This window comes from Alteriqipengyuania sp. (assembly GCF_964222115.1).
Lineage (GTDB): Bacteria > Pseudomonadota > Alphaproteobacteria > Sphingomonadales > Sphingomonadaceae > Alteriqipengyuania.
In genome coordinates this window covers 96,771-113,719 of sequence record NZ_CAXQBM010000023.1, presented here as the reverse complement: position 1 = coordinate 113,719, position 16,949 = coordinate 96,771, and the positions used below count along the sequence as shown (strand labels likewise).

Here is a 16,949-nt window from a genome sequence, read left to right as displayed (position 1 = left end):
CCTGATGGGATCATTGCTGGCCGGGTGGGGAGGCGGGGCGGAAAGGGCAGGTTCGCGCTAGCGAACCTCGCAAATAAGAGTAGCCTCTATCGCATCGCCGACCTTCACCATGTCGTCATCACGACCGATGGTGATGCGCAATGCGTCGCCGAGGCCTTGGCCCGGCAGGTGCCGCACCGCATAGCCGGCGTCCGCGATCCTGTCGCGCACCCGCTCCGCCGTCGGTTGGTCGGGGAAGAACACGAGCACGAAGTTTGCTTCGCTGGGCACTGTGCGCACGCCATGATTGCCCAGTTGCGCCAGCCGGGCGACGAAGGCTTTGCGAACCCGCGCGTTCTCGCGCCGCGAATGCCGCACGAAATCCTGGTCGCCCAGAGCGGCCAGCGCGCCTGACTGCGTGGCTCCTGTCACGTTGAACGGGGCGCGGATGCGGTTGAGGGCATCGATCAGATGCGGGGCGCCAGTGGCCCAGCCCACCCGTGCCGAGGCGAGCCCATAGATCTTGGAGAATGTGCGGGTGACGAGCACGTTCTGCGCCGCGCCCGCCAAGGCGAGCCCCGCCGCGCCTTCATCCTCCAGATATTCGGCATAGGCTTGGTCCAGCACCAGCAGCACGTCATCGGGCAGGCCCAGATGCAGCCGTGCGAGATCTTCATTCGAAAGGTGAGTACCGGTCGGGTTGTTGGGATTGGCGATGAAGACCACGCGCGTGCGGTCGGTCACAGCGGCGAGCAGCGTATCGATATCGGCGCCATAATCGCGCGCCTCTGCCTCCACCGGCGTGGCACCCACCCTCCGCGCGGCAATCGGGTAGACCGAAAAAGAGTAGCGCGGCATCAGCACCTCGTCACCGACACCGGCAAAAGCCTGCGCCGCGAGGTTGAGCAGTTCGTCCGACCCGGTGCCGCACACGATCTGTGCCGGATCGATCCCGTGCAATTCGCCCAACGCGGTGCGCAGGGCGATGGAGTCGGGATCGGGATAGCGCGCCGCGTCGTGCGGCTTCGCCAGCGCCGTGGCCGCCGCATCGCTGCAGCCCAGCGGATTCTCATTGGCCGACAGTTTGACCAGCGCGCGCCCGTCTGCCGCTTTCGCCACCCCCGGCACGTAGGGCGCGATGTCGAGGATATAGGGCTTGGGTTGAGGTGCTCTGCTTTTCATCGTTCGTGGATTAGTTGAGGAGAGTTGCCCATACCGTGTGGCCCAAGCTTGTCGAAGGGGAGTTTTTGGTCTCTCACCGCACAAAGCCATGCAAGACCTCGCCAACGCCCTGACCCTGCCCGATCCACTGCCGCTCGATAGCGGCGCGCAGCTGTCGCCGGTCACCATGGCATACCAGCAATATGGGGCGCTGGCGGAGGATCGCAGCAACGCGATCGTGATCTTCCATGCGCTGACAGGCGACCAGTATGTCGCCAGCGAACATCCGGTGACGGGCAAACCCGGCTGGTGGGATCGCATGGTCGGCGCGGGCAAGCCCGTCGATACGGATCGCTTCTGCGTGATCTGCGCCAATGTGATCGGCGGATGCATGGGATCGACCGGCCCAGCCAGCGATGGGCCGGGCGGAAAGCCCTATGGCACGTCTTTCCCCGTGGTGACCGTGCACGACATGGCGCGGGGCATTGCCCGACTGCTCGATGCGCTGGGCATCGCAAAGGTCCACGCGGCCATCGGCGGCTCTATGGGCGGCATGCAGGCGCTCGCCTTCGCATCGGACTTTCCCGGGCGTGCCGAGCGCGTTCTCGTGCTGGCAAGTGCGGCCCGCCAGTCGGCGCAGAACATCGCGTTCCACGAGGTCGGGCGGCAGTCGATCATGGCCGACGCGAACTGGAACGGCGGCGATTACTACGACGGCGCGCACCCGGACGCAGGCCTCGCCGTGGCGCGGATGGCGGCGCATATCACCTATCTTTCCGAAGCGGGCCTGACCGAGAAATTCGGGCGACGCCTGCATGAGCGCGATACGAAATCCTTCGGGTTCGAAGCCGATTTCCAGGTCGAATCCTACCTGCGCTACCAGGGCAGCGGGTTTACCCAGCGGTTCGATGCCAACTCCTATCTCTATATCACGCGCGCGATCGATTATTTCGACCTTGCAGAGGAGCATGGCGGGCGCCTTGCCGATGCCTTCGCCGGGACCGGTGCACGGTTTTGCGTTGTCAGCTTCGATACCGACTGGCTCTATACGACGGCGGAGAGCCAGCACCTTGTGCGCGCGCTCAATGCGGCAGGGGCGCCGGTCAGCTTCGTGGAACTGTCCTCTCCCTACGGGCACGACGGATTCCTGCTCGATACGCCGGGGCTGGACGAGGTGGTGCGGGGGTTCGTCGGATGAGTACGCTGGCTGCCTTGCGACCCGACTTGGCGACGATTGCGCAGGCGATCCCTGATGGCGCACGCGTGCTCGATATCGGGTGCGGTCAGGGGACGCTGCTGGCCGCGCTGGCCGAGCACAAGAGGGTCGATGCGCGCGGGTTGGAGATCGACGCTGAATGCGTCGCCACCTGCGTGTCTCGCGGGCTCTCCGTGGTGCAGGGCGATGCCGAGCGGGACCTTGCGCATTACCCTGGCGATGCGTTCGACTTCACGATCCTGGGCCAGACGATCCAGATGGTGGACCGCCCGGCAGAAGTGCTGGAGGAATTGCTGCGCGTGGGGCGCGCCGCCTTCGTCAGCTTCCCCAATTTTGCGCACTGGCGGATGCGGGTGGCACTGGGGCTGGGTGGGCGCATGCCCGTGACGCCCGCCTTGCCCGAGGCGTGGCACGCGACCGGCAATATCCGCAACCTGACCGTGGTCGACTTTCGCGAGCTGGTGGCCGATTGCGGTGCCCGGATCGAACGCTCCTGGTTCTTTGCCAAGGGGCGCCCCATCGGAGCACGCGGTGCGAACCTGCGGGCCGAGTTTGCGCTGTTCCTGGTGGTTAGGGGTAAAGACTGACCCCCGCCATAAGTCTCACTTCTCCTCCCCCTTGAGGGGGAGGCTGGGTGGGGGTGTGCCAAGGTCGATGGCTGGGAACCCCCACCCCCAACCCCTCCCCACGGGGAGGGGAGGAAGGGGACCTAACCCGGACGATACATTGCGCAAATCTTGTTGCCCGACGGATCGCGAAGGTAGGCGAGATACAGCTTCATGCCTGCGCCTTCGCGGATGCCCGGCGGGTCTTCGATAGCGGTGCCGCCTGCAGCAAGGCCCGCCTCGTGCCACGCGTTCGCCTCTTCCTCGCTCGCTGCGGCAAAGCCGATGGTCGACCCGTTGCCGCAGCTCGCGGGCTTCCCGTCGATCGGCTTGGTCAGCATGAAGATGCCGCCATTGTGAATATACATTACCCGGCCCTTGGGATCGACCGAACCTTCGCGCCCGCCCAGCGCCTTGAAGCACGCATCGTAGAACGTCTTGGAAGCGTCGATATCGTCGGCGCCGAGCATCACATGGCTGAACATTTCTCTCTCCCTATGGGTTGCCCGATCCGCATACCATCGCGCTCGCAGCGGGCAATCGCGATAATGCGGAATGCCAAAAAATGCGGGATAGGTCTTGGCGCCAAGGCGTGGCATCATGGCGGTGCAAGGGGAGAAAAGCCGATGAAGATTCTGCCGCTGTTGGTGATGGGCGCGATGCTGGCCGCGTGCGAGCCCCTGCTGCCGGTCGACCGCGAAGACGATGCCGATTTCGGCGCTGCCGATCAGATGCAGGCTGCACCCGGGGTCAGCATTATCGACACTGCGCCTGTCGCGGGGACCGACTGGCTGCTGGCACGGGTCGGGTGGCCGAACGATCGGCGCGATGCTTCGGCTTCCAGCTCCAGCTATGCAGGGGTCGCGGTCGCCAATATCGTCATCCTCGACAAGGAAACCGGGGCGAGCATCTCGCTTCTCCCAAACGAACGCAACATTGTGCGCGACCACCGGATCATCTGGCCGGTGGCTGGCGTCGTTGCCAGTGGCACGTCGACCTTCGATGAAGGCGCCGCGCCCGTTCCGACGCATTTCGTGCTCGACGCGGAGCTGCGCGACAATCGCGGCCGCGCCAACCCGGCCTCGCGGCGGCTGCTGATCGGCGGGCTGGACGATTTCTCATCCTCGCTGGTCGCACGCGGCTATGCGCGCATCCACCATATGGAAATGCTCGACCAGGCGCGGCTGTCGATCCTGCTGGGCTATCCCGACCGGGACGAGCTGCTGGTCGTCGACTTGCAGGAAAAGAAGATCGAACTGCGCAAATGGGTCGATCCGGCGCGGCCGGGGCGCTGAGGCGGGGGAGGCGGGGGCGCACCCCCGCCACACCCATCAGCTTTCGTGGATGGTCTTGGGCACCATGCAGTGCATCACGCCCTCTTCGCCGTCCTCGCGGCCAAAGCCCGACCATTTGACCCCGCCAAACGGCGCATCGGGCGCGCTCACATTGGCGCCGTTGATCGCCAGCATCCCGGCCTCGACCTCGGCTGCAAGGCGGCTGCGCAGCTTGGGGTCGTTGGTCCAGGCGTAAGCGGCGAGGCCATAAGGCAGGCGGTTCGCCTCTTCGACGATCGCATCGGCGTTGGGCATCGGGTTGATAAGCGCCACCGGACCGAACGGTTCTTCGTTCATGATCTCGGCATTGGTGGGCACTTCGCTGAGCACGGTGGGCTCGAAGAAGAAGCCCTGGTTGCCGATCCGGTCGCCGCCGGTTTCCAGCTTCGCGCCCTTGTCCTTCGCGTCGGCGATCTTCTTGATCAGGCCTTCGGGCCCGCGCTCGTTCGCCATCGGGCCCATCTGCGTGTCCTTGTCCGTGCCGTTGCCGATCTTGATCGCCTTGGCACGCTCCACGAACCCGTCGCGGAAGCTTTCGAACAGGTCTTCCTCGATCAGGAAGCGGGTGGGGCTGACGCAGACCTGCCCGGCATTGCGGAACTTCGCACCGACCATCGTATCGAGCACGGTGTCGACGTCGCTGTCCTTGAACACCATCACCGGCGCGTGTCCGCCCAGTTCCATGGTGGTGACCTTCAGGTCTTCCGCTGCCAGTTTGGAGAGGTGCTTGCCCACGGCAGTGGAGCCGGTGAAGGTGACTTTGCGGATCACCGGGCTGGCGAGCAGGTGGCGGCTCACCTCGTCCGGCACACCGAACACGACCTGGCAGACGTCGCCGGGCACTCCGCCATCGAGCAGGCACTGGACCAGCGCGAGACCTGCAGCGGGCGTTTCTTCGGACGGTTTCACAATGACCGAGCAGCCTGCGGCAATCGCACCGCCGACCTTGCGGGCTACGTTGATCGCGGGGAAGTTCCACGCAGCAAAGCCCGCCACCGGGCCGACGGGCACGTAAATGACGCGCGCGCCCTGGCCTTCAGGACGCACCAGCGTGCGGCCATAGGTGCGCTTGCATTCACCGGCGTAGAACTCGAACAGCATCGCGCAGAAGATGACTTCGCCGTAGGCTTCCTTGGTCGGCTTGCCCTGTTCGCGCGTCAGCAGCTGGGCGATATCGCCCGCGCGCTCGCGGATCAGCGATGCCGCCTTGTTGAGCGCGGCGCCGCGCTTGTCCGCGCTTTCCTTGCGCCAGGCGTGGAAGCCCTTGTCTGCATTGGCGAGCGCTTGGTCGAGATCGTCCTTGGTGGCGTGCGGCAGCGCGCCGAGCACTTCGGCGGTGGCCGGGTCGATCACGTCGGCGGTTTCGCGCCCGCCGCCAGAGAGCTTTTCGCCGCCGATCAGAAGGTGGAGGGAGGAATGGTCGGACATGCTTATAGGCTCCTCTTGATCTCAGTTCGTCTTGTTTTCGCACCATCGCCCAGAAAGGGGCAGCGCGAGGCTTGGCCTTCAGGTAGAGTCCCCGACCATGATCGCCAACCTCTTACCGCTCGTTTTTCTTGCCCTTCAGCCTGTGTCGGGCACTGCCGACCCCGCAAATGGCGTTCAGCTGCAGCCGCTCGACGTGTCCCAGCAGGGCGCCTTGCGGTGTTCGGCCGCCTTTGCCCTCATTGCCGAGCGGCAGAAGCAGGGCGATCCCGCGGCGCTGGAATATCCGCTGCTGGCAGCGCGTGGCCGCGAATTCTTCGTCCGCTCGAATGCCCAGCTGATGGATGAAGCGGGCCTTGATCGCGCCGCCATAGAAGCGCGGTTGCGGGCGGAGGCGGATGCCATCGTCGCCGAAGGATCGCTGGACGAAATCATGCCGCCGTGCCTTCTGCTGCTTGATGCATCAGGGCTCTGACGCACAGCTGACACTGCAGGTCGCATAAGCTTTCCCAAGCCTCTGGATTTGCGGGCGCGCTTGCCCCATCTGGGGCGCGCATGTGGACCATCCACCAATTCCCTCTGTGCCCGTTCAGCCGCAAGGTCCGTATCCTGCTGCGCGAGAAGGGCGTGCCCTTCGGCCTCCAGCGCCTCGACCCCTGGAAGGCGGAGGACGACTTTTTCGACATGAACCACGCGGGCCGCGTGCCCGTGCTGGAGGAAACCGAGAAGGGCATCGTGCTGAGCGATTCGACCGCGATCTGCGAATTTTTCGAAGAGACGGTCGACAAGGCGCCGATGATCAACGGGTCTGCGCTAAACCGCGCGGAAATCCGCCGGCTGGTCGCGCTGTTCGAGGAAAACCTGTTCGGCGACGTCACCATGCCGCTGCTGCACGAACGGATGAAGAAGCGCATCGTGCTGCGCGAGCCACCCGATTCCCGGATCATTCGCGAGGCGATGAAGCTGGCCCACGCGCATCTCGATTACCTCGACTGGCTGCTCGATCACCGCGCCTGGATTGCCGGGCCGCAGCTGAGCTTGGCCGACATTGCCGCCGCCGCGCAGCTTTCCGTCGCGGACTATCTCGGCGGGATCGACTGGAAGGATCACGGGCCGACGCGCGACTGGTACGCCGCGTTCAAGAGCAGGCCGAGTTTTGGCCCGCTGCTGTCCGAACGCATGGATGTTATCCAGCCGCCCCCTCACTATTCCCAGCTCGACGACTGATCTGTTTTCAAAGCTCCCGCCCGATAAGCTTGCAAAGGAGAACCCGCATCATGTCCGACAAGCTTGAACTGACCGAAGCCCAGTGGCGCGACCGCCTGACGCGCGAACAGTTCCATGTCCTGCGCGAAGCGGGCACCGAGCGCGCCTTCACCGGCGCCTACGACAAGCTGAAGGACGATGGCGAGTATCACTGTGCTGGCTGCGGCAACCTGGTGTTTCGCAGCGCCGAGAAATACGACAGCGGATCGGGCTGGCCCAGCTTCTACGCGCCGGTCGACGAGGATGCCGTACAGGTGGAGCAGGACACGTCGCACGGAATGACCCGGACAGAGGTGATGTGCGCGAAATGCGACGGCCATCTCGGCCATGTCTTTCCCGATGGCCCGCAGCCGACCGGCCTGCGCTATTGCATCAATTCCGCTGCACTTGAGTTCGAGGCGGCGGGCGATCCGCCCGTAGGAAACTGAGTGAAGAATTACGGCAAAAAAGTGTCGGCCGTTCATTCGCCATTGAGCTTTGCCCATGCATAGGCGAGATGCGAAAACTCGGGTGCGTGTCGCGCCGCGCCATAGTCTGGGATAGAGGGCTTTAATGGCCAGGTACACGACCACGCGTGGCGAGAAGCAGCGCCGCTTTCCCGGTGCGGAGACGTGGGAAAAGGCGCCGCGCTGGCTGCAGCTCACCCTGATGTGGACCGGCGGGCTGGCTGCGCTCAGCGTGATCTTCCTGATCCTGGCGGTCGCTTTCACCGCACGTTCGCTTCCCTCCTATGAAGAGCTTAAGGCCGCGCCGACTGCGCCGACCATCGTCGTGCGCGCAGCCGATGGCAGCGAAATCCTGGAGCTCGGGCCGAGCTATGGCGAATGGCTGGACAAGGAAGAGATTCCCGATGCCATGAAGCAGGCGATGATCGCGGTCGAGGACCGGCGGTTCTACTCGCACTTCGGCATCGATATCTGGCGGACCGGCGGCGCGCTGATCGAACCGATGACCGGGCGGCGTTCGCGCGTTGGCGGCACCTCCACCATTACGCAGCAGCTCGCGCGTAACATTTTCCTCAATTCCAACCGCACGATGGACCGCAAGCTGCGCGAGGCCGTGCTGGCGATGGCCCTGGAGATGAGCTTCGACAAGGAACAGATCCTCGAGCTCTATCTCAACAAGGTCTATTTCGGCGGCGGCGCCTATGGCGTCGATTCTGCGAGTCGCAAGTTCTTCAGCCATCCTGCGACGGAGCTTTCGACCGCAGAGGCGGCGATCATCGCCGGGCTGGTCAAGGCGCCGAGCCGATATTCGCCCACCGCCGATGTCGATGCCGCTGTCGGCCGTGCGCAGGTGGTGCTGCGCCTGATGCGCGAGCAGGGGCGGATCACCGCCGAAGAGGCCTCGGTCGATCCATCGGCGGTGAAGCTGAAGCAGGAAGCGGGGCAGAACTCGGTCCGCTATTTCACCGACTGGGCGCTGCCGCAGCTCGATATCCTGCTGCCCAACACGCTCGAACCGATCGAGGTGTGGACCACGATCGACACCGGGATGCAGGGCGCCGCAACTGCTGCGATCAAGTCCAACGCCCCATCCGGCGCGCAGGGCGCCCTTGTTGCACTGGACCGGGACGGGGCGATCCGTGCGCTCGTCGGCGGGACGGATTACGTCACCAGCAATTTCAACCGCGCCACGGTGGCCCAGCGCCAGCCGGGGTCTTCGTGGAAGCTGTTCGTCTATCTCGCCGCGCTCGAATCTGGCTACCAGGTCGATGATAAAGTGGTCGACGCTCCGATCACCATCGACGGGTGGAGCCCGCGCAACTCGTCCGGCCGCTTTGCCGGTGAAATGACCATCCGGCAGGCTTTCGCCTATTCGGTCAACACGGTCGCGGCGCAGCTGGGCAATGAAGTGGGCTTCGGGACCGTGGCCTCGATGGCGCGCCGTTTCGGGATCAGCTCGAACATCTCCACTTTCCCGGCAATGGTTCTGGGCAGTTCGGAGGTTCGTCTGCTCGACATGACGCGCGCTTTCGCCGCAGTGTCGGCTGGCGGCATGGCGGTGGAGCCCTACGGCATCGTCAAGGTGACGACGACCTCGGGCGAAACGCTCTACCAGCATGAAAAACCGCGCGAAGTGCGGCTGGTGCCGGATTATGTCGCCGCGCAGATGACCGACCTGCTGCAGGCTGCCGTGCAGACCGGCACGGGCAAGGCCGCGCAGATCGGCCGACCGGTTGCGGGCAAGACGGGCACGACCAGTTCGAACAAGGATGGTTACTTCGTCGGCTTTTCCTCGGGCATCACCACCGGCGTGTGGATGGGCCGCGACGACAACAAGAGGGTAGGCGGGCTGCAGGGTGGCCGTGCACCCGCACAGGCCTTTGCCGCCTTCATGCGCTTTGCGGTGAAGAACCGCCCGGTTGAACAGTTCGACACCTCGACCGACCTGCCCGACTGGCAGGTCGAGCCCGACGAGGAATTCTACTACGGCGATCCGGACGATTATTACCTGATCGACGAGCAGGGCAACCTTATCGAGCCCGGTCGCGGGGCGGGCGAGCCTGGCCCGGCGAGCGAAGGCGCGACGGAGCGCCCGCGTCCCGGGCAGGGTGCCGATGGCGAGCCGCAAGCGGTCGACGACGACTTCCTCGAACGCGCGATCGGCAATGGCCAGACCAGCAGCGGCGTGCAGGGTGGGCAGGGCGCGCGGCCCCAGCCGCCGCAACAGCAACCGCCGCCACAACCGCTCCCCCGTCCTGCGCCCTCGCAGCCGGGCCGGGGCGAAGCGCCCGCGCTACCTCCCAGCCAGCGCCAGCAGGGCAACTGACCGGGCGACAGGCACACGCTGGCAAGACGCAAAGAGAAAGCCCCGCCGGATCGCTCCGACGGGGCTTCTCATGTTCGGGTTGTCGCGGGCTTAGCGCTGGATGCGCACAGCGAAGTAACCGGTCTGGCCACGTGCTCGCTGGATCCGCAGGACCACGGCGTCGCGGCCCGCTTCTTCGGCTTCGCGCACGATTGCTTCCAGTTCCTCGGTGGTCGAGATTTCCTGGTAGTTCGCGGACAGGATAATGTCGCGCCGTTGCAGTCCCTTGCGCGCGGCATCGGAACTGCGGACCACTCCGGCGATTGCCAGTCCGGTCGTATCGGCAGAGACGCCAAGCTGGCGCGCGATATTGGGGTTAATCGGCACGACACCCAGGCCAAGCTTCTTGGCCAGGAACTCGCCATCGTCCATCGGCGCGTTCATCGCGTCTTCGTCATCGTCGCCCTGGCCGAACATCTGCGACTGGGCGAGCTGTTCCGCGCTGGGCCGCTTGCCCACGGTTACCTGCAGGTTGCGGCGCTTGCCATCGCGGATCAGGGTGACCGGGATGGTGGTACCCGGCTTCACATTGGCCACGAGGAAGGACAGCGTCTGGTCGGGCGTCACGGCCTTGCCATTGACAGAGATCACGACATCGCCGGCTTCGATCCCGGCGCGTGCGGCTGCCTCGCCTTCGACGACCGACTGCACCAGTTCGCCGCGATTGCGCTGCAGGCCGAGTGCGTTGGCGAAATCATCGGTGACCGGCGCAATGCCGACACCCAGATAGCCGCGTTCAATGCTTTCACCGTTGCGCAGGCGATCGACGATCGGTGCGGCAGTGTCTGCGGGGATCGCAAAGCCAACGCCGACGCTGCCGCCGGTGGGCGAAAGAATTGCGTTATTGATGCCGATGACATTGCCCTGCATGTCGAACAGCGGACCGCCCGAGTTGCCGCGGTTGATCGCCGCATCGGTCTGGATGAAGCGGTCATAGGCGCCGGCGCCCGCGGTGCGCAGGACCGAGGAGATGATCCCGCTGGTCACGGTGCCGCCAAGGCCGAAGGGGTTGCCGATGGCGACCACCCAATCGCCCGCGCGGGCATTCTCCGAATCGCCGAACTGGACGAAGGGGAAGGGCTCGCGCCGCTCGATCTTGAGGACCGCGAGATCGGATTCGGGGTCTTTGCCGATCAGTTCGGCTTCGTACTCCGCCCCGTCGGGCATGGTCACGGTGATCTCTTCGATGGTCCCGCGACCTTGCGGGGACACCACGTGGTTGTTGGTCACCACGTAGCCATCCGCCGAGATGATGAAGCCCGAGCCGAGCGACTGGCCTTCGCGCGTGGTCGGCTCGCCGCCGCCGCGATCGCCGAACATGCCTTCGAACGGGGTGCCAGCGAAGGGATTGCTGCTGCGCACTTCGACACGCTGGCGGGTGGAGATGTTGACCACCGCCGGGGCGAGCTGCTCGGTCAAGTCGGCGAAGCTGGCAGGCGCTCCTGCGCGCGGGACCACGGTGTTGATCCGGGCGTCATCGTTCTGCGCCACCTGCGCTCCCGCAGGCTGTCCGGTGATGAGGGAGATGGTTGCGCCGCCAAGCAGCAGCGCGGAGGTCAGGCCATAAGCATATCGCACGGGTCTCACGTCCTTCTGGTTCCTTTTCTAGTCATCGACCGACTACGCACGTCCAACGCACGAAGGGTCGCTCTCTTTCCCACGCCTGAATGAAGGCTGCGGGCGCTTAATCTCGATTGAACGAGCCACGATCATCCTGCTGGATGACCGGGCGCGCTCGACGAACCGTCAACGGCGTCCGCGGAACTGCCGCAGGTATTCGTTGTCCGGAGACAGGATGATGCTGCTCTCGCTCGACCGTTCGCCGTTCTCACCCGTCGCGAAGGTTGCATCATAGCTCTGCATCGCGCGGTAGAAATCGTAGAAGTCGGCATCCTGACCGAAGCTCTCGGCATAGATTCGCGCGGCTTCGGCATCGGCATCGGCGCGGATGATGCGCGCATCGCGGCTGCCGCCTGCACGGATGGTGCGGGCTTCGCGCTCACGATCCGATTCCATCCGACGGAAAGCGGATTGCAGCGGAGCTTCGGGCAGGTCGGTGCGCATGATTTTCACATCGACCACCTCGGCTCCGTACTGCCGTGCCTGCCGATCGAGGTTCGCGCGTACATTGGCGAGTGCATTGCCGCGCTCTGCGGTCAGCATTGCCTGGAATGTGCGGCGGCCCAGTTCCTGGCGCAGCACCGAATTGAGGATCGGTTCGAGCGCATTGCGCACGCCATCCGTCGTCCCGGCACGTTCGACCATGCGGACCGGATCGGTAATGCGGAACCGGGCATAGGCGTTGACCAGCAAGCGCTGCTGGTCTGCCGAGAGCACTTCCTCGTCGTTCATTTCCAGATCGAGCAGTCGCTTCTCGACGCGGCGGACCGAATCGATGAACGGTACGCGCAGGTACAGGCCTGCGTTCGTTTCGCCGCTGACCGTGTTGACCGTGCCGACCGGATTACCGGTCCGCACGATCACGACCTGCTCTTCCTCGGGCACGATATAGACGCTCATCAGGAGGCCAACGAGGGCCACTGCAACGAGGATGACCGCGAGGCGGTATTCTTCCCACAACCTGACCATGATCACTGGCTCCCCTGCGGTGCAACAACGGTTTGCGAGGACTGCGACGAAGTGCCGGTCGAGCGACGCCGGTTCACTTCGGGCAACGGCAGGTACGGCGTGACATTGTCGGTTTCGACAATCGTCTTGTCCGTCTGGCTCAGAACACGCTCCATGGTTTCGTAATAGAGGCGTCGGCGCGTCACTTCGGGTGCAAGACGATATTCCTCGTACACCTTGTCGAAGGCCTGCGCCTCACCTTCGGCCTGCGCCAGCACCTGCTGGGCGTAGCCGCGCGCCTGGTTGCGCGCCGCGTCGGCATTCTGTTCGGCGACCTGCACGTCGCGGAAGGCGTCGACCACCTGCGCCGGCGGATCGGCCTTTTCGATTTCGACACCCAGCACACGAATGCCCGCACCATAGCTGTCGAGCGTGGCCTGCATTCGCTCGCGCACGTCCAGTTCGATCGCGGCGCGCCCCTGGCCGGAGAATGTCTCGTCCAGCTCGGTCTCGGCAACGGCAGCACGCATTGCAGCCTCGGCAGCTTCGTTCACGGTTTCGATCGGGTCGACCACGCGGAACTTGAAGACTTCCAGATCCTTGATGTTCCAGCGCACGATGTAGCTGAGGTCGACCAGGTTCTGGTCGCCTGTCAGGATCAGTTTCGCCTGGCTGTCACCGCCCGGGATGCGGACCGAGCGCACGCCCTCGACATCCTCGATATCGACCGTTTCGATAGGGAAGGGCGCGGTGAACTGGAGGCCGGAATCGAGCGTGCGGGTGTAATTGCCCAGCGTCTTCACCACCGCTTTTTCCTGCGGCCCGATCAGGTGCGCACTGGTGACCAGCGCCCAGATGATCAGCACCACCAGAATGATAACGGGCACCCAGCTCTTGCCGCCGGGGCGTTCGGGCATCCGGAAGTTGGGGCCACCGGGCCCGCCCGGGCCACCGGGGCGACGACGCGGACCTTCGGGCCCGCGATTTTTGAAGATATCCTCTATCGAGGCAGAGCGACGCCCGCCCCTGTCCGAGCCATCGCCGCCGCCTTGCGGCAGCCATGGATTGCGCGGCCCCTTGGGTTTGTCGGAAGCAGGCTTGTCGCCCGATCCGTTACCCTCTCCCTTCGGCGGGTCTGATCGATCGCCGCCATCATCGTCGGAAGAACTGCCCCAGGGATTTTTGCCGGCCATCGCCAGCGCGATTCTCGAGTGGAACCCGTCCAAGATTTTCATAGCATTCCTTATAGGAAGCACTTCGCGCGAAAAACAGGGGTTGCCCGCGCATTTTTGCTGTTATTGACGCTGCGATGACGATCGGTGCGACGGACGAGCTTGAAAGGGTGAAGGCTGCCCTGCCTGCCGAACTGGCCCGGCGGGTGGCCGCAGTGCGGCGGCGCGAGGGCGCAATCTCGCTGGTGGTGGATGGCAGCGGGCTGGACGAAAAGGCGCAGTCGGCGGTCGAAGCGGACCTGCGATCGGGCCTTGCCGGCAAGGCGGGGGGCGAGAAAATCGCGGTTGCCTTCATGGGCGAACGCGTGCGCCGCAGGATCATTGCGGTCGGATCGGGCAAGGGCGGGGTCGGCAAGTCGACCGTGACCGCGAACCTTGCGGTCGCGCTGAAAAAGGCGGGTGTGCGCGTGGGCGTGATCGACGCGGATATCTACGGGCCCTCGCAGCCGATCCTGCTCAGGAGCGAGCACCTGAAGCCCGAAGCTGAGGGTGAGACCTTGCAGCCGGTGGTCGGTGCAGCGGATATTCCCATGCTGTCGATGGGGCACCTCGTGGCAAAAGGCCGCGCGCTCGCTTGGCGCGGGCCGATGGCAGGGCGTGCGCTGGCGCAGCTGTTCGAAGCGAACTGGGGCGATGCCGAAGTGCTGCTGGTGGACCTGCCGCCGGGTACTGGCGACGTGCAGATCACCATGCTGCAGAAATTCAGGCCCGATGGGGCGGTGATCGTATCGACCCCGCAGGACCTTGCGCTGGCCGATGCGGCGCGGGCAGGTTCGCTGTTCGACCAGGGCGAGGTGCCCGTGCTGGGGCTGATCGAGAACATGGCAGGCTATGTCTGCCCCCATTGCGGCGAGGCGAGCGATCCGTTCGGCAGCGGCGGGGTGGAAACGGCGGCGCGTCGGCTGGAACTGCCGTTCCTCGGGCGCATTCCGCTGAGCCACGCGATTCGCGAGGCGAGCGATGCCGGGACACCCGTGGCGCTGGGCGACACGCCCGAGGCCGCAGCCTACCACGCCATCGCAAAAGCCATTGCCGACGCCATCGGAGTGACTGCCGGATGAAGGTTTCGCGGCGCGGCGTATTGGCGGGCGCAGCGGCCGGTGGCGGCCTGCTGGTCGCGTTCTGGCTGATGCCCCAGCGTTTCGGCGCGCCCCTCGATCCGACCGAGGGAGAGGCCGGGTTCAACGCGTGGCTCAAGATCGCGAGCGATGGCGTCATCACGGTGGCGGTACCCCAATGCGAAATGGGGCAGGGCGTCACCACGTTGATCCCCCAGATCGTCGCTATGGAGCTGGGCGCGGACTGGCGCCAGATCGCAGTCGAACCTGCTCCGCCCACCGGCGCCTACCCGAATACCGCGCTGGCGAGCCACTGGGCGCGGCTGTGGCTGGCTGGCGGCGCGGATATTGCCAGCGACGAGGATTCGCTGCTCGCGCGCCGCTTTGCCGAGCGCACCCGCTTCAACGCAACCGCTGCGGGGACCACGCTGGCCGCGTACGAAATGCCCGCTCGCGAGGCAGCAGCCAGTGCGCGCGCCATGCTGATCGAAGAGGCGGCTGCGCGGTGGAAGATCGCGCCCGAGCAGTGCCGCGCAGCCGATGGCTTCGTCGTAGCCGGCAACCGGCAGCTGCGCTTCGCCGAACTGGCCGAAGGTGCCGCGCAGCGCGATCCGCCCGACGTTCCACCTCTGCTCTCCGAGCCGCCCGCCGAACCGCCGACGGGCGCCGGGTCGGACGCAGAAACGGCCTTCCCGAGGCTCGACCTGCCCGCCAAGGTCGATGGCAGTTTCCTGTTCGCAGGCGATATCCGCCTGCCGCGCATGGTCCATGTCGCGATCCGCCACGGCCCGATAGACCGTTCCCGCCTGAAAAGCTTCGACAAGGACGCAGGCACAAAGGTGCGCGGGCTGGTCGGGATCGTCGAAGGCAATCGCTGGCTCGCCGCTGCGGGCGAAACATGGTGGGCGGCAGAGAAGGCGCTTTCCGCCATGAAGCCGGTCTTCACCGGCGGTGATCGCGCCGACAGCGACCGGATTGCCACCGCATTGGAAAACGGGGTCAACAAGGGATCACCCCAGCGGCTGGCGCAGGTCGGTGCGCGCGAGGTGATCGACGGCAAGCCCACGCTCTCTCGCCGCTACGATGTAGCACCGGCCATGCATGCCCCCATCGAGACCGCGACCGCGACCGCGTGGCTGGACGATGGCAAGCTGACGCTGTGGATGGCCAGCCAGGTGCCCGAGCGCGCCCGGGCGGCTGCGGCCCGCGCCATCGGCATCGGGGTCGAGGATGTCATCCTCGTGCCGATGGCGGCGGGCGGAAGTTTCGACGCGCGGCTGGACCATACGCACGCCATTGAAGCGGCAGTGATCGCGCGCGAGCTCGACCGCCCCGTGCAGCTTGTCTGGTCGCGCTGGCAGGAAATGCTCAAGAGCCCGCCACGCGCACCTGCCGCGGCGCATGTCAGCGCACGGCTGGGGCGCGATGGCAGCATCATCGCGTTGACCACCAAGGTCGCGATGCCGCCTTTCATGCGCGAACAGGGCGCCCGCCTGTTCGACAATCGAACAACCTGGGCCGCGCGCGAAGACAGCGCGGGGCAGGGCGATCCGCTTGCGCTCTCGGGCGCCGTGCCTGCCTATGCCATTCCCAATCTCGCGGTCGATCACGTGCCGGTGGACATCGACCTGCCCGTCGCCCGGATGCGCGGGGGTGGCGACGCGCTGACCGCCTTTTTCACCGAGTGCTTCGTCGACGAACTGGCGGAGGAACTGGGCCGCGAGAAACTGTCTTACCGGGTCGCAATGCTCGGGCAGGACCTCAAGATGGTCGAAGTGCTCCAAAGGGCGGCGCGGCTGGCCGAATGGAGTGGCGGCGAAGTCGCGAGCGGGCAAGGCCTTGCCTGCCACCGCATGCAGCTGGGCGAGCGGATGGGGCGGATCGCCTGCGTTGCGCAGGCAGGCCCGGGCGAAGGCGGCGTGCGGGTCGAACGATTGAGCGTGGCCGCCGATATCGGCCGGATCGTCAACCGCGACCTTGCGCGCCAGCAGATCGAGGGCGGGCTGACCTACGGCTTGTCGCTGGCGCTGGGATCGGCGGTCGGTTTCACCAAGGGTTTCCCGACCACCAGCCGTCTTGCCGGCCTCAACCTGCCGACACTCGCCGATAGCCCGGAAATCGCGATCGACTTTGTGTCCAGCGACACTCCGTCCTTCGATCCGGGCGAACTCGGCACGGTGATTGCCGGGCCCGCGATTGCCAATGCGCTGTCGTCTGCCACGGGGCAGAGGTTCCGCAGCCTGCCGCTCGATCTGGCGGCGGCGCAGGCGGCATGATGCGCGCTGGTTCGAGGC

The 16,949-nt window shown here is 65.5% G+C and carries 15 protein-coding genes; 9 read left to right on the top strand and 6 right to left on the bottom strand.

Translation table 11 applies throughout. The features are described from left to right. Nucleotides 1–57: 57 nt before the first annotated feature. Nucleotides 58–1,161, bottom strand: coding sequence for a histidinol-phosphate transaminase (hisC, locus tag ACEQXE_RS04755; protein ID WP_370177802.1), 1,104 nt, complete (start codon nucleotides 1,159–1,161; stop codon nucleotides 58–60). A gap of 88 nt (nucleotides 1,162–1,249) precedes the next feature. Between hisC and ACEQXE_RS04750 the strand changes: the two genes are divergently transcribed. Both ACEQXE_RS04750 and metW read left to right on the top strand, forming a co-directional pair. Next, entirely contained in the window at nucleotides 1,250–2,338 is a 1,089-nt protein-coding gene (locus tag ACEQXE_RS04750; RefSeq protein WP_370177801.1) for a homoserine O-acetyltransferase, read from the top strand. Beyond that, on the top strand, nucleotides 2,335–2,943 hold the full coding sequence (gene metW, locus ACEQXE_RS04745) for a methionine biosynthesis protein MetW (protein WP_370177800.1): 609 nt from the start codon (nucleotides 2,335–2,337) through the stop codon (nucleotides 2,941–2,943). The genes ACEQXE_RS04750 and metW overlap by 4 nt, the downstream gene beginning before the upstream one ends. Nucleotides 2,944–3,065: 122 nt before the next feature. On the opposite strand, the gene ACEQXE_RS04740 is transcribed toward metW, so the two are convergent. Next, nucleotides 3,066–3,446 carry a VOC family protein gene (locus tag ACEQXE_RS04740; protein ID WP_370177799.1) on the bottom strand — a complete coding sequence of 127 codons (381 nt, stop codon included), beginning with the start codon at nucleotides 3,444–3,446 and terminating at the stop codon, nucleotides 3,066–3,068. A gap of 141 nt (nucleotides 3,447–3,587) precedes the next feature. Between ACEQXE_RS04740 and ACEQXE_RS04735 the strand changes: the two genes are divergently transcribed. After that, entirely contained in the window at nucleotides 3,588–4,256 is a 669-nt protein-coding gene (locus tag ACEQXE_RS04735; RefSeq protein WP_370177798.1) for a hypothetical protein, read from the top strand. A gap of 36 nt (nucleotides 4,257–4,292) precedes the next feature. Here the strand turns inward: ACEQXE_RS04735 and ACEQXE_RS04730 are convergent, their stop codons facing one another. Continuing rightward, the gene (locus tag ACEQXE_RS04730; protein ID WP_370177797.1) at nucleotides 4,293–5,723 is read right to left on the bottom strand and encodes an NAD-dependent succinate-semialdehyde dehydrogenase; all 1,431 of its coding nucleotides are present in this window, start codon (nucleotides 5,721–5,723) and stop codon (nucleotides 4,293–4,295) included. A 97-nt stretch (nucleotides 5,724–5,820) separates the two neighbouring features. Here ACEQXE_RS04730 and ACEQXE_RS04725 point away from each other — a divergent pair, with 97 nt between their 5' ends. The 4 genes from ACEQXE_RS04725 to ACEQXE_RS04710 all read left to right on the top strand — a co-directional run bounded on the left by ACEQXE_RS04725 (nucleotide 5,821) and on the right by ACEQXE_RS04710 (nucleotide 9,758). After that, nucleotides 5,821–6,195 carry a hypothetical protein gene (locus ACEQXE_RS04725; protein WP_370177796.1) on the top strand — a complete coding sequence of 125 codons (375 nt, stop codon included), beginning with the start codon at nucleotides 5,821–5,823 and terminating at the stop codon, nucleotides 6,193–6,195. 80 nt (nucleotides 6,196–6,275) lie between these two features. Beyond that, nucleotides 6,276–6,947, top strand: a complete 672-nt coding sequence (locus tag ACEQXE_RS04720; protein WP_370177795.1) for a glutathione S-transferase family protein — start codon at nucleotides 6,276–6,278, stop codon at nucleotides 6,945–6,947. A 50-nt stretch (nucleotides 6,948–6,997) separates the two neighbouring features. Beyond that, the gene (gene msrB, locus ACEQXE_RS04715; RefSeq protein ID WP_370177794.1) at nucleotides 6,998–7,414 is read left to right on the top strand and encodes a peptide-methionine (R)-S-oxide reductase MsrB; all 417 of its coding nucleotides are present in this window, start codon (nucleotides 6,998–7,000) and stop codon (nucleotides 7,412–7,414) included. A 124-nt stretch (nucleotides 7,415–7,538) separates the two neighbouring features. Continuing rightward, entirely contained in the window at nucleotides 7,539–9,758 is a 2,220-nt protein-coding gene (locus ACEQXE_RS04710; protein ID WP_370177793.1) for a transglycosylase domain-containing protein, read from the top strand. Nucleotides 9,759–9,848: 90 nt separating this feature from the next. On the opposite strand, the gene ACEQXE_RS04705 is transcribed toward ACEQXE_RS04710, so the two are convergent. The 3 genes from ACEQXE_RS04705 to hflK all read right to left on the bottom strand — a co-directional run bounded on the left by ACEQXE_RS04705 (nucleotide 9,849) and on the right by hflK (nucleotide 13,600). Continuing rightward, nucleotides 9,849–11,375 (bottom strand): Do family serine endopeptidase, encoded by a 1,527-nt coding sequence (locus tag ACEQXE_RS04705; RefSeq protein ID WP_370177809.1) that lies wholly within the window; start codon nucleotides 11,373–11,375, stop codon nucleotides 9,849–9,851. 168 nt (nucleotides 11,376–11,543) lie between these two features. Continuing rightward, nucleotides 11,544–12,386: a protease modulator HflC gene (hflC, locus tag ACEQXE_RS04700; RefSeq protein WP_370177792.1), complete on the bottom strand. Its 843-nt coding sequence runs from the start codon at nucleotides 12,384–12,386 to the stop codon at nucleotides 11,544–11,546. A gap of 2 nt (nucleotides 12,387–12,388) precedes the next feature. Beyond that, entirely contained in the window at nucleotides 12,389–13,600 is a 1,212-nt protein-coding gene (gene hflK, locus ACEQXE_RS04695; RefSeq protein ID WP_370177791.1) for a protease modulator HflK, read from the bottom strand. A 74-nt stretch (nucleotides 13,601–13,674) separates the two neighbouring features. On the opposite strand from hflK, the gene ACEQXE_RS04690 reads away from it, so the two are divergent. Together ACEQXE_RS04690 and ACEQXE_RS04685 are read left to right on the top strand one after the other, a co-directional pair. Then, on the top strand, nucleotides 13,675–14,658 hold the full coding sequence (locus ACEQXE_RS04690) for a P-loop NTPase (RefSeq protein ID WP_370177790.1): 984 nt from the start codon (nucleotides 13,675–13,677) through the stop codon (nucleotides 14,656–14,658). Continuing rightward, nucleotides 14,655–16,931: a molybdopterin cofactor-binding domain-containing protein gene (locus ACEQXE_RS04685; protein WP_370177789.1), complete on the top strand. Its 2,277-nt coding sequence runs from the start codon at nucleotides 14,655–14,657 to the stop codon at nucleotides 16,929–16,931. Before ACEQXE_RS04690 ends, ACEQXE_RS04685 begins: the two co-directional genes overlap by 4 nt. Nucleotides 16,932–16,949 lie beyond the last annotated feature (18 nt).

What these genes read in the sequence shown, in the direction of transcription:
- hisC (WP_370177802.1), bottom strand. Translation starts at nt 1,161, where the DNA reads ATGAAAAGCAGAGCACCTCAACCCAAGCCCTATATCCTCGACATCGCG.
- ACEQXE_RS04750 (WP_370177801.1), top strand. Translation starts at nt 1,250, where the DNA reads ATGCAAGACCTCGCCAACGCCCTGACCCTGCCCGATCCACTGCCGCTC.
- metW (WP_370177800.1), top strand. Translation starts at nt 2,335, where the DNA reads ATGAGTACGCTGGCTGCCTTGCGACCCGACTTGGCGACGATTGCGCAG.
- ACEQXE_RS04740 (WP_370177799.1), bottom strand. Translation starts at nt 3,446, where the DNA reads ATGTTCAGCCATGTGATGCTCGGCGCCGACGATATCGACGCTTCCAAG.
- ACEQXE_RS04735 (WP_370177798.1), top strand. Translation starts at nt 3,588, where the DNA reads ATGAAGATTCTGCCGCTGTTGGTGATGGGCGCGATGCTGGCCGCGTGC.
- ACEQXE_RS04730 (WP_370177797.1), bottom strand. Translation starts at nt 5,723, where the DNA reads ATGTCCGACCATTCCTCCCTCCACCTTCTGATCGGCGGCGAAAAGCTC.
- ACEQXE_RS04725 (WP_370177796.1), top strand. Translation starts at nt 5,821, where the DNA reads ATGATCGCCAACCTCTTACCGCTCGTTTTTCTTGCCCTTCAGCCTGTG.
- ACEQXE_RS04720 (WP_370177795.1), top strand. Translation starts at nt 6,276, where the DNA reads ATGTGGACCATCCACCAATTCCCTCTGTGCCCGTTCAGCCGCAAGGTC.
- msrB (WP_370177794.1), top strand. Translation starts at nt 6,998, where the DNA reads ATGTCCGACAAGCTTGAACTGACCGAAGCCCAGTGGCGCGACCGCCTG.
- ACEQXE_RS04710 (WP_370177793.1), top strand. Translation starts at nt 7,539, where the DNA reads ATGGCCAGGTACACGACCACGCGTGGCGAGAAGCAGCGCCGCTTTCCC.
- hflC (WP_370177792.1), bottom strand. Translation starts at nt 12,386, where the DNA reads ATGGTCAGGTTGTGGGAAGAATACCGCCTCGCGGTCATCCTCGTTGCA.
- hflK (WP_370177791.1), bottom strand. Translation starts at nt 13,600, where the DNA reads ATGAAAATCTTGGACGGGTTCCACTCGAGAATCGCGCTGGCGATGGCC.
- ACEQXE_RS04690 (WP_370177790.1), top strand. Translation starts at nt 13,675, where the DNA reads ATGACGATCGGTGCGACGGACGAGCTTGAAAGGGTGAAGGCTGCCCTG.
- ACEQXE_RS04685 (WP_370177789.1), top strand. Translation starts at nt 14,655, where the DNA reads ATGAAGGTTTCGCGGCGCGGCGTATTGGCGGGCGCAGCGGCCGGTGGC.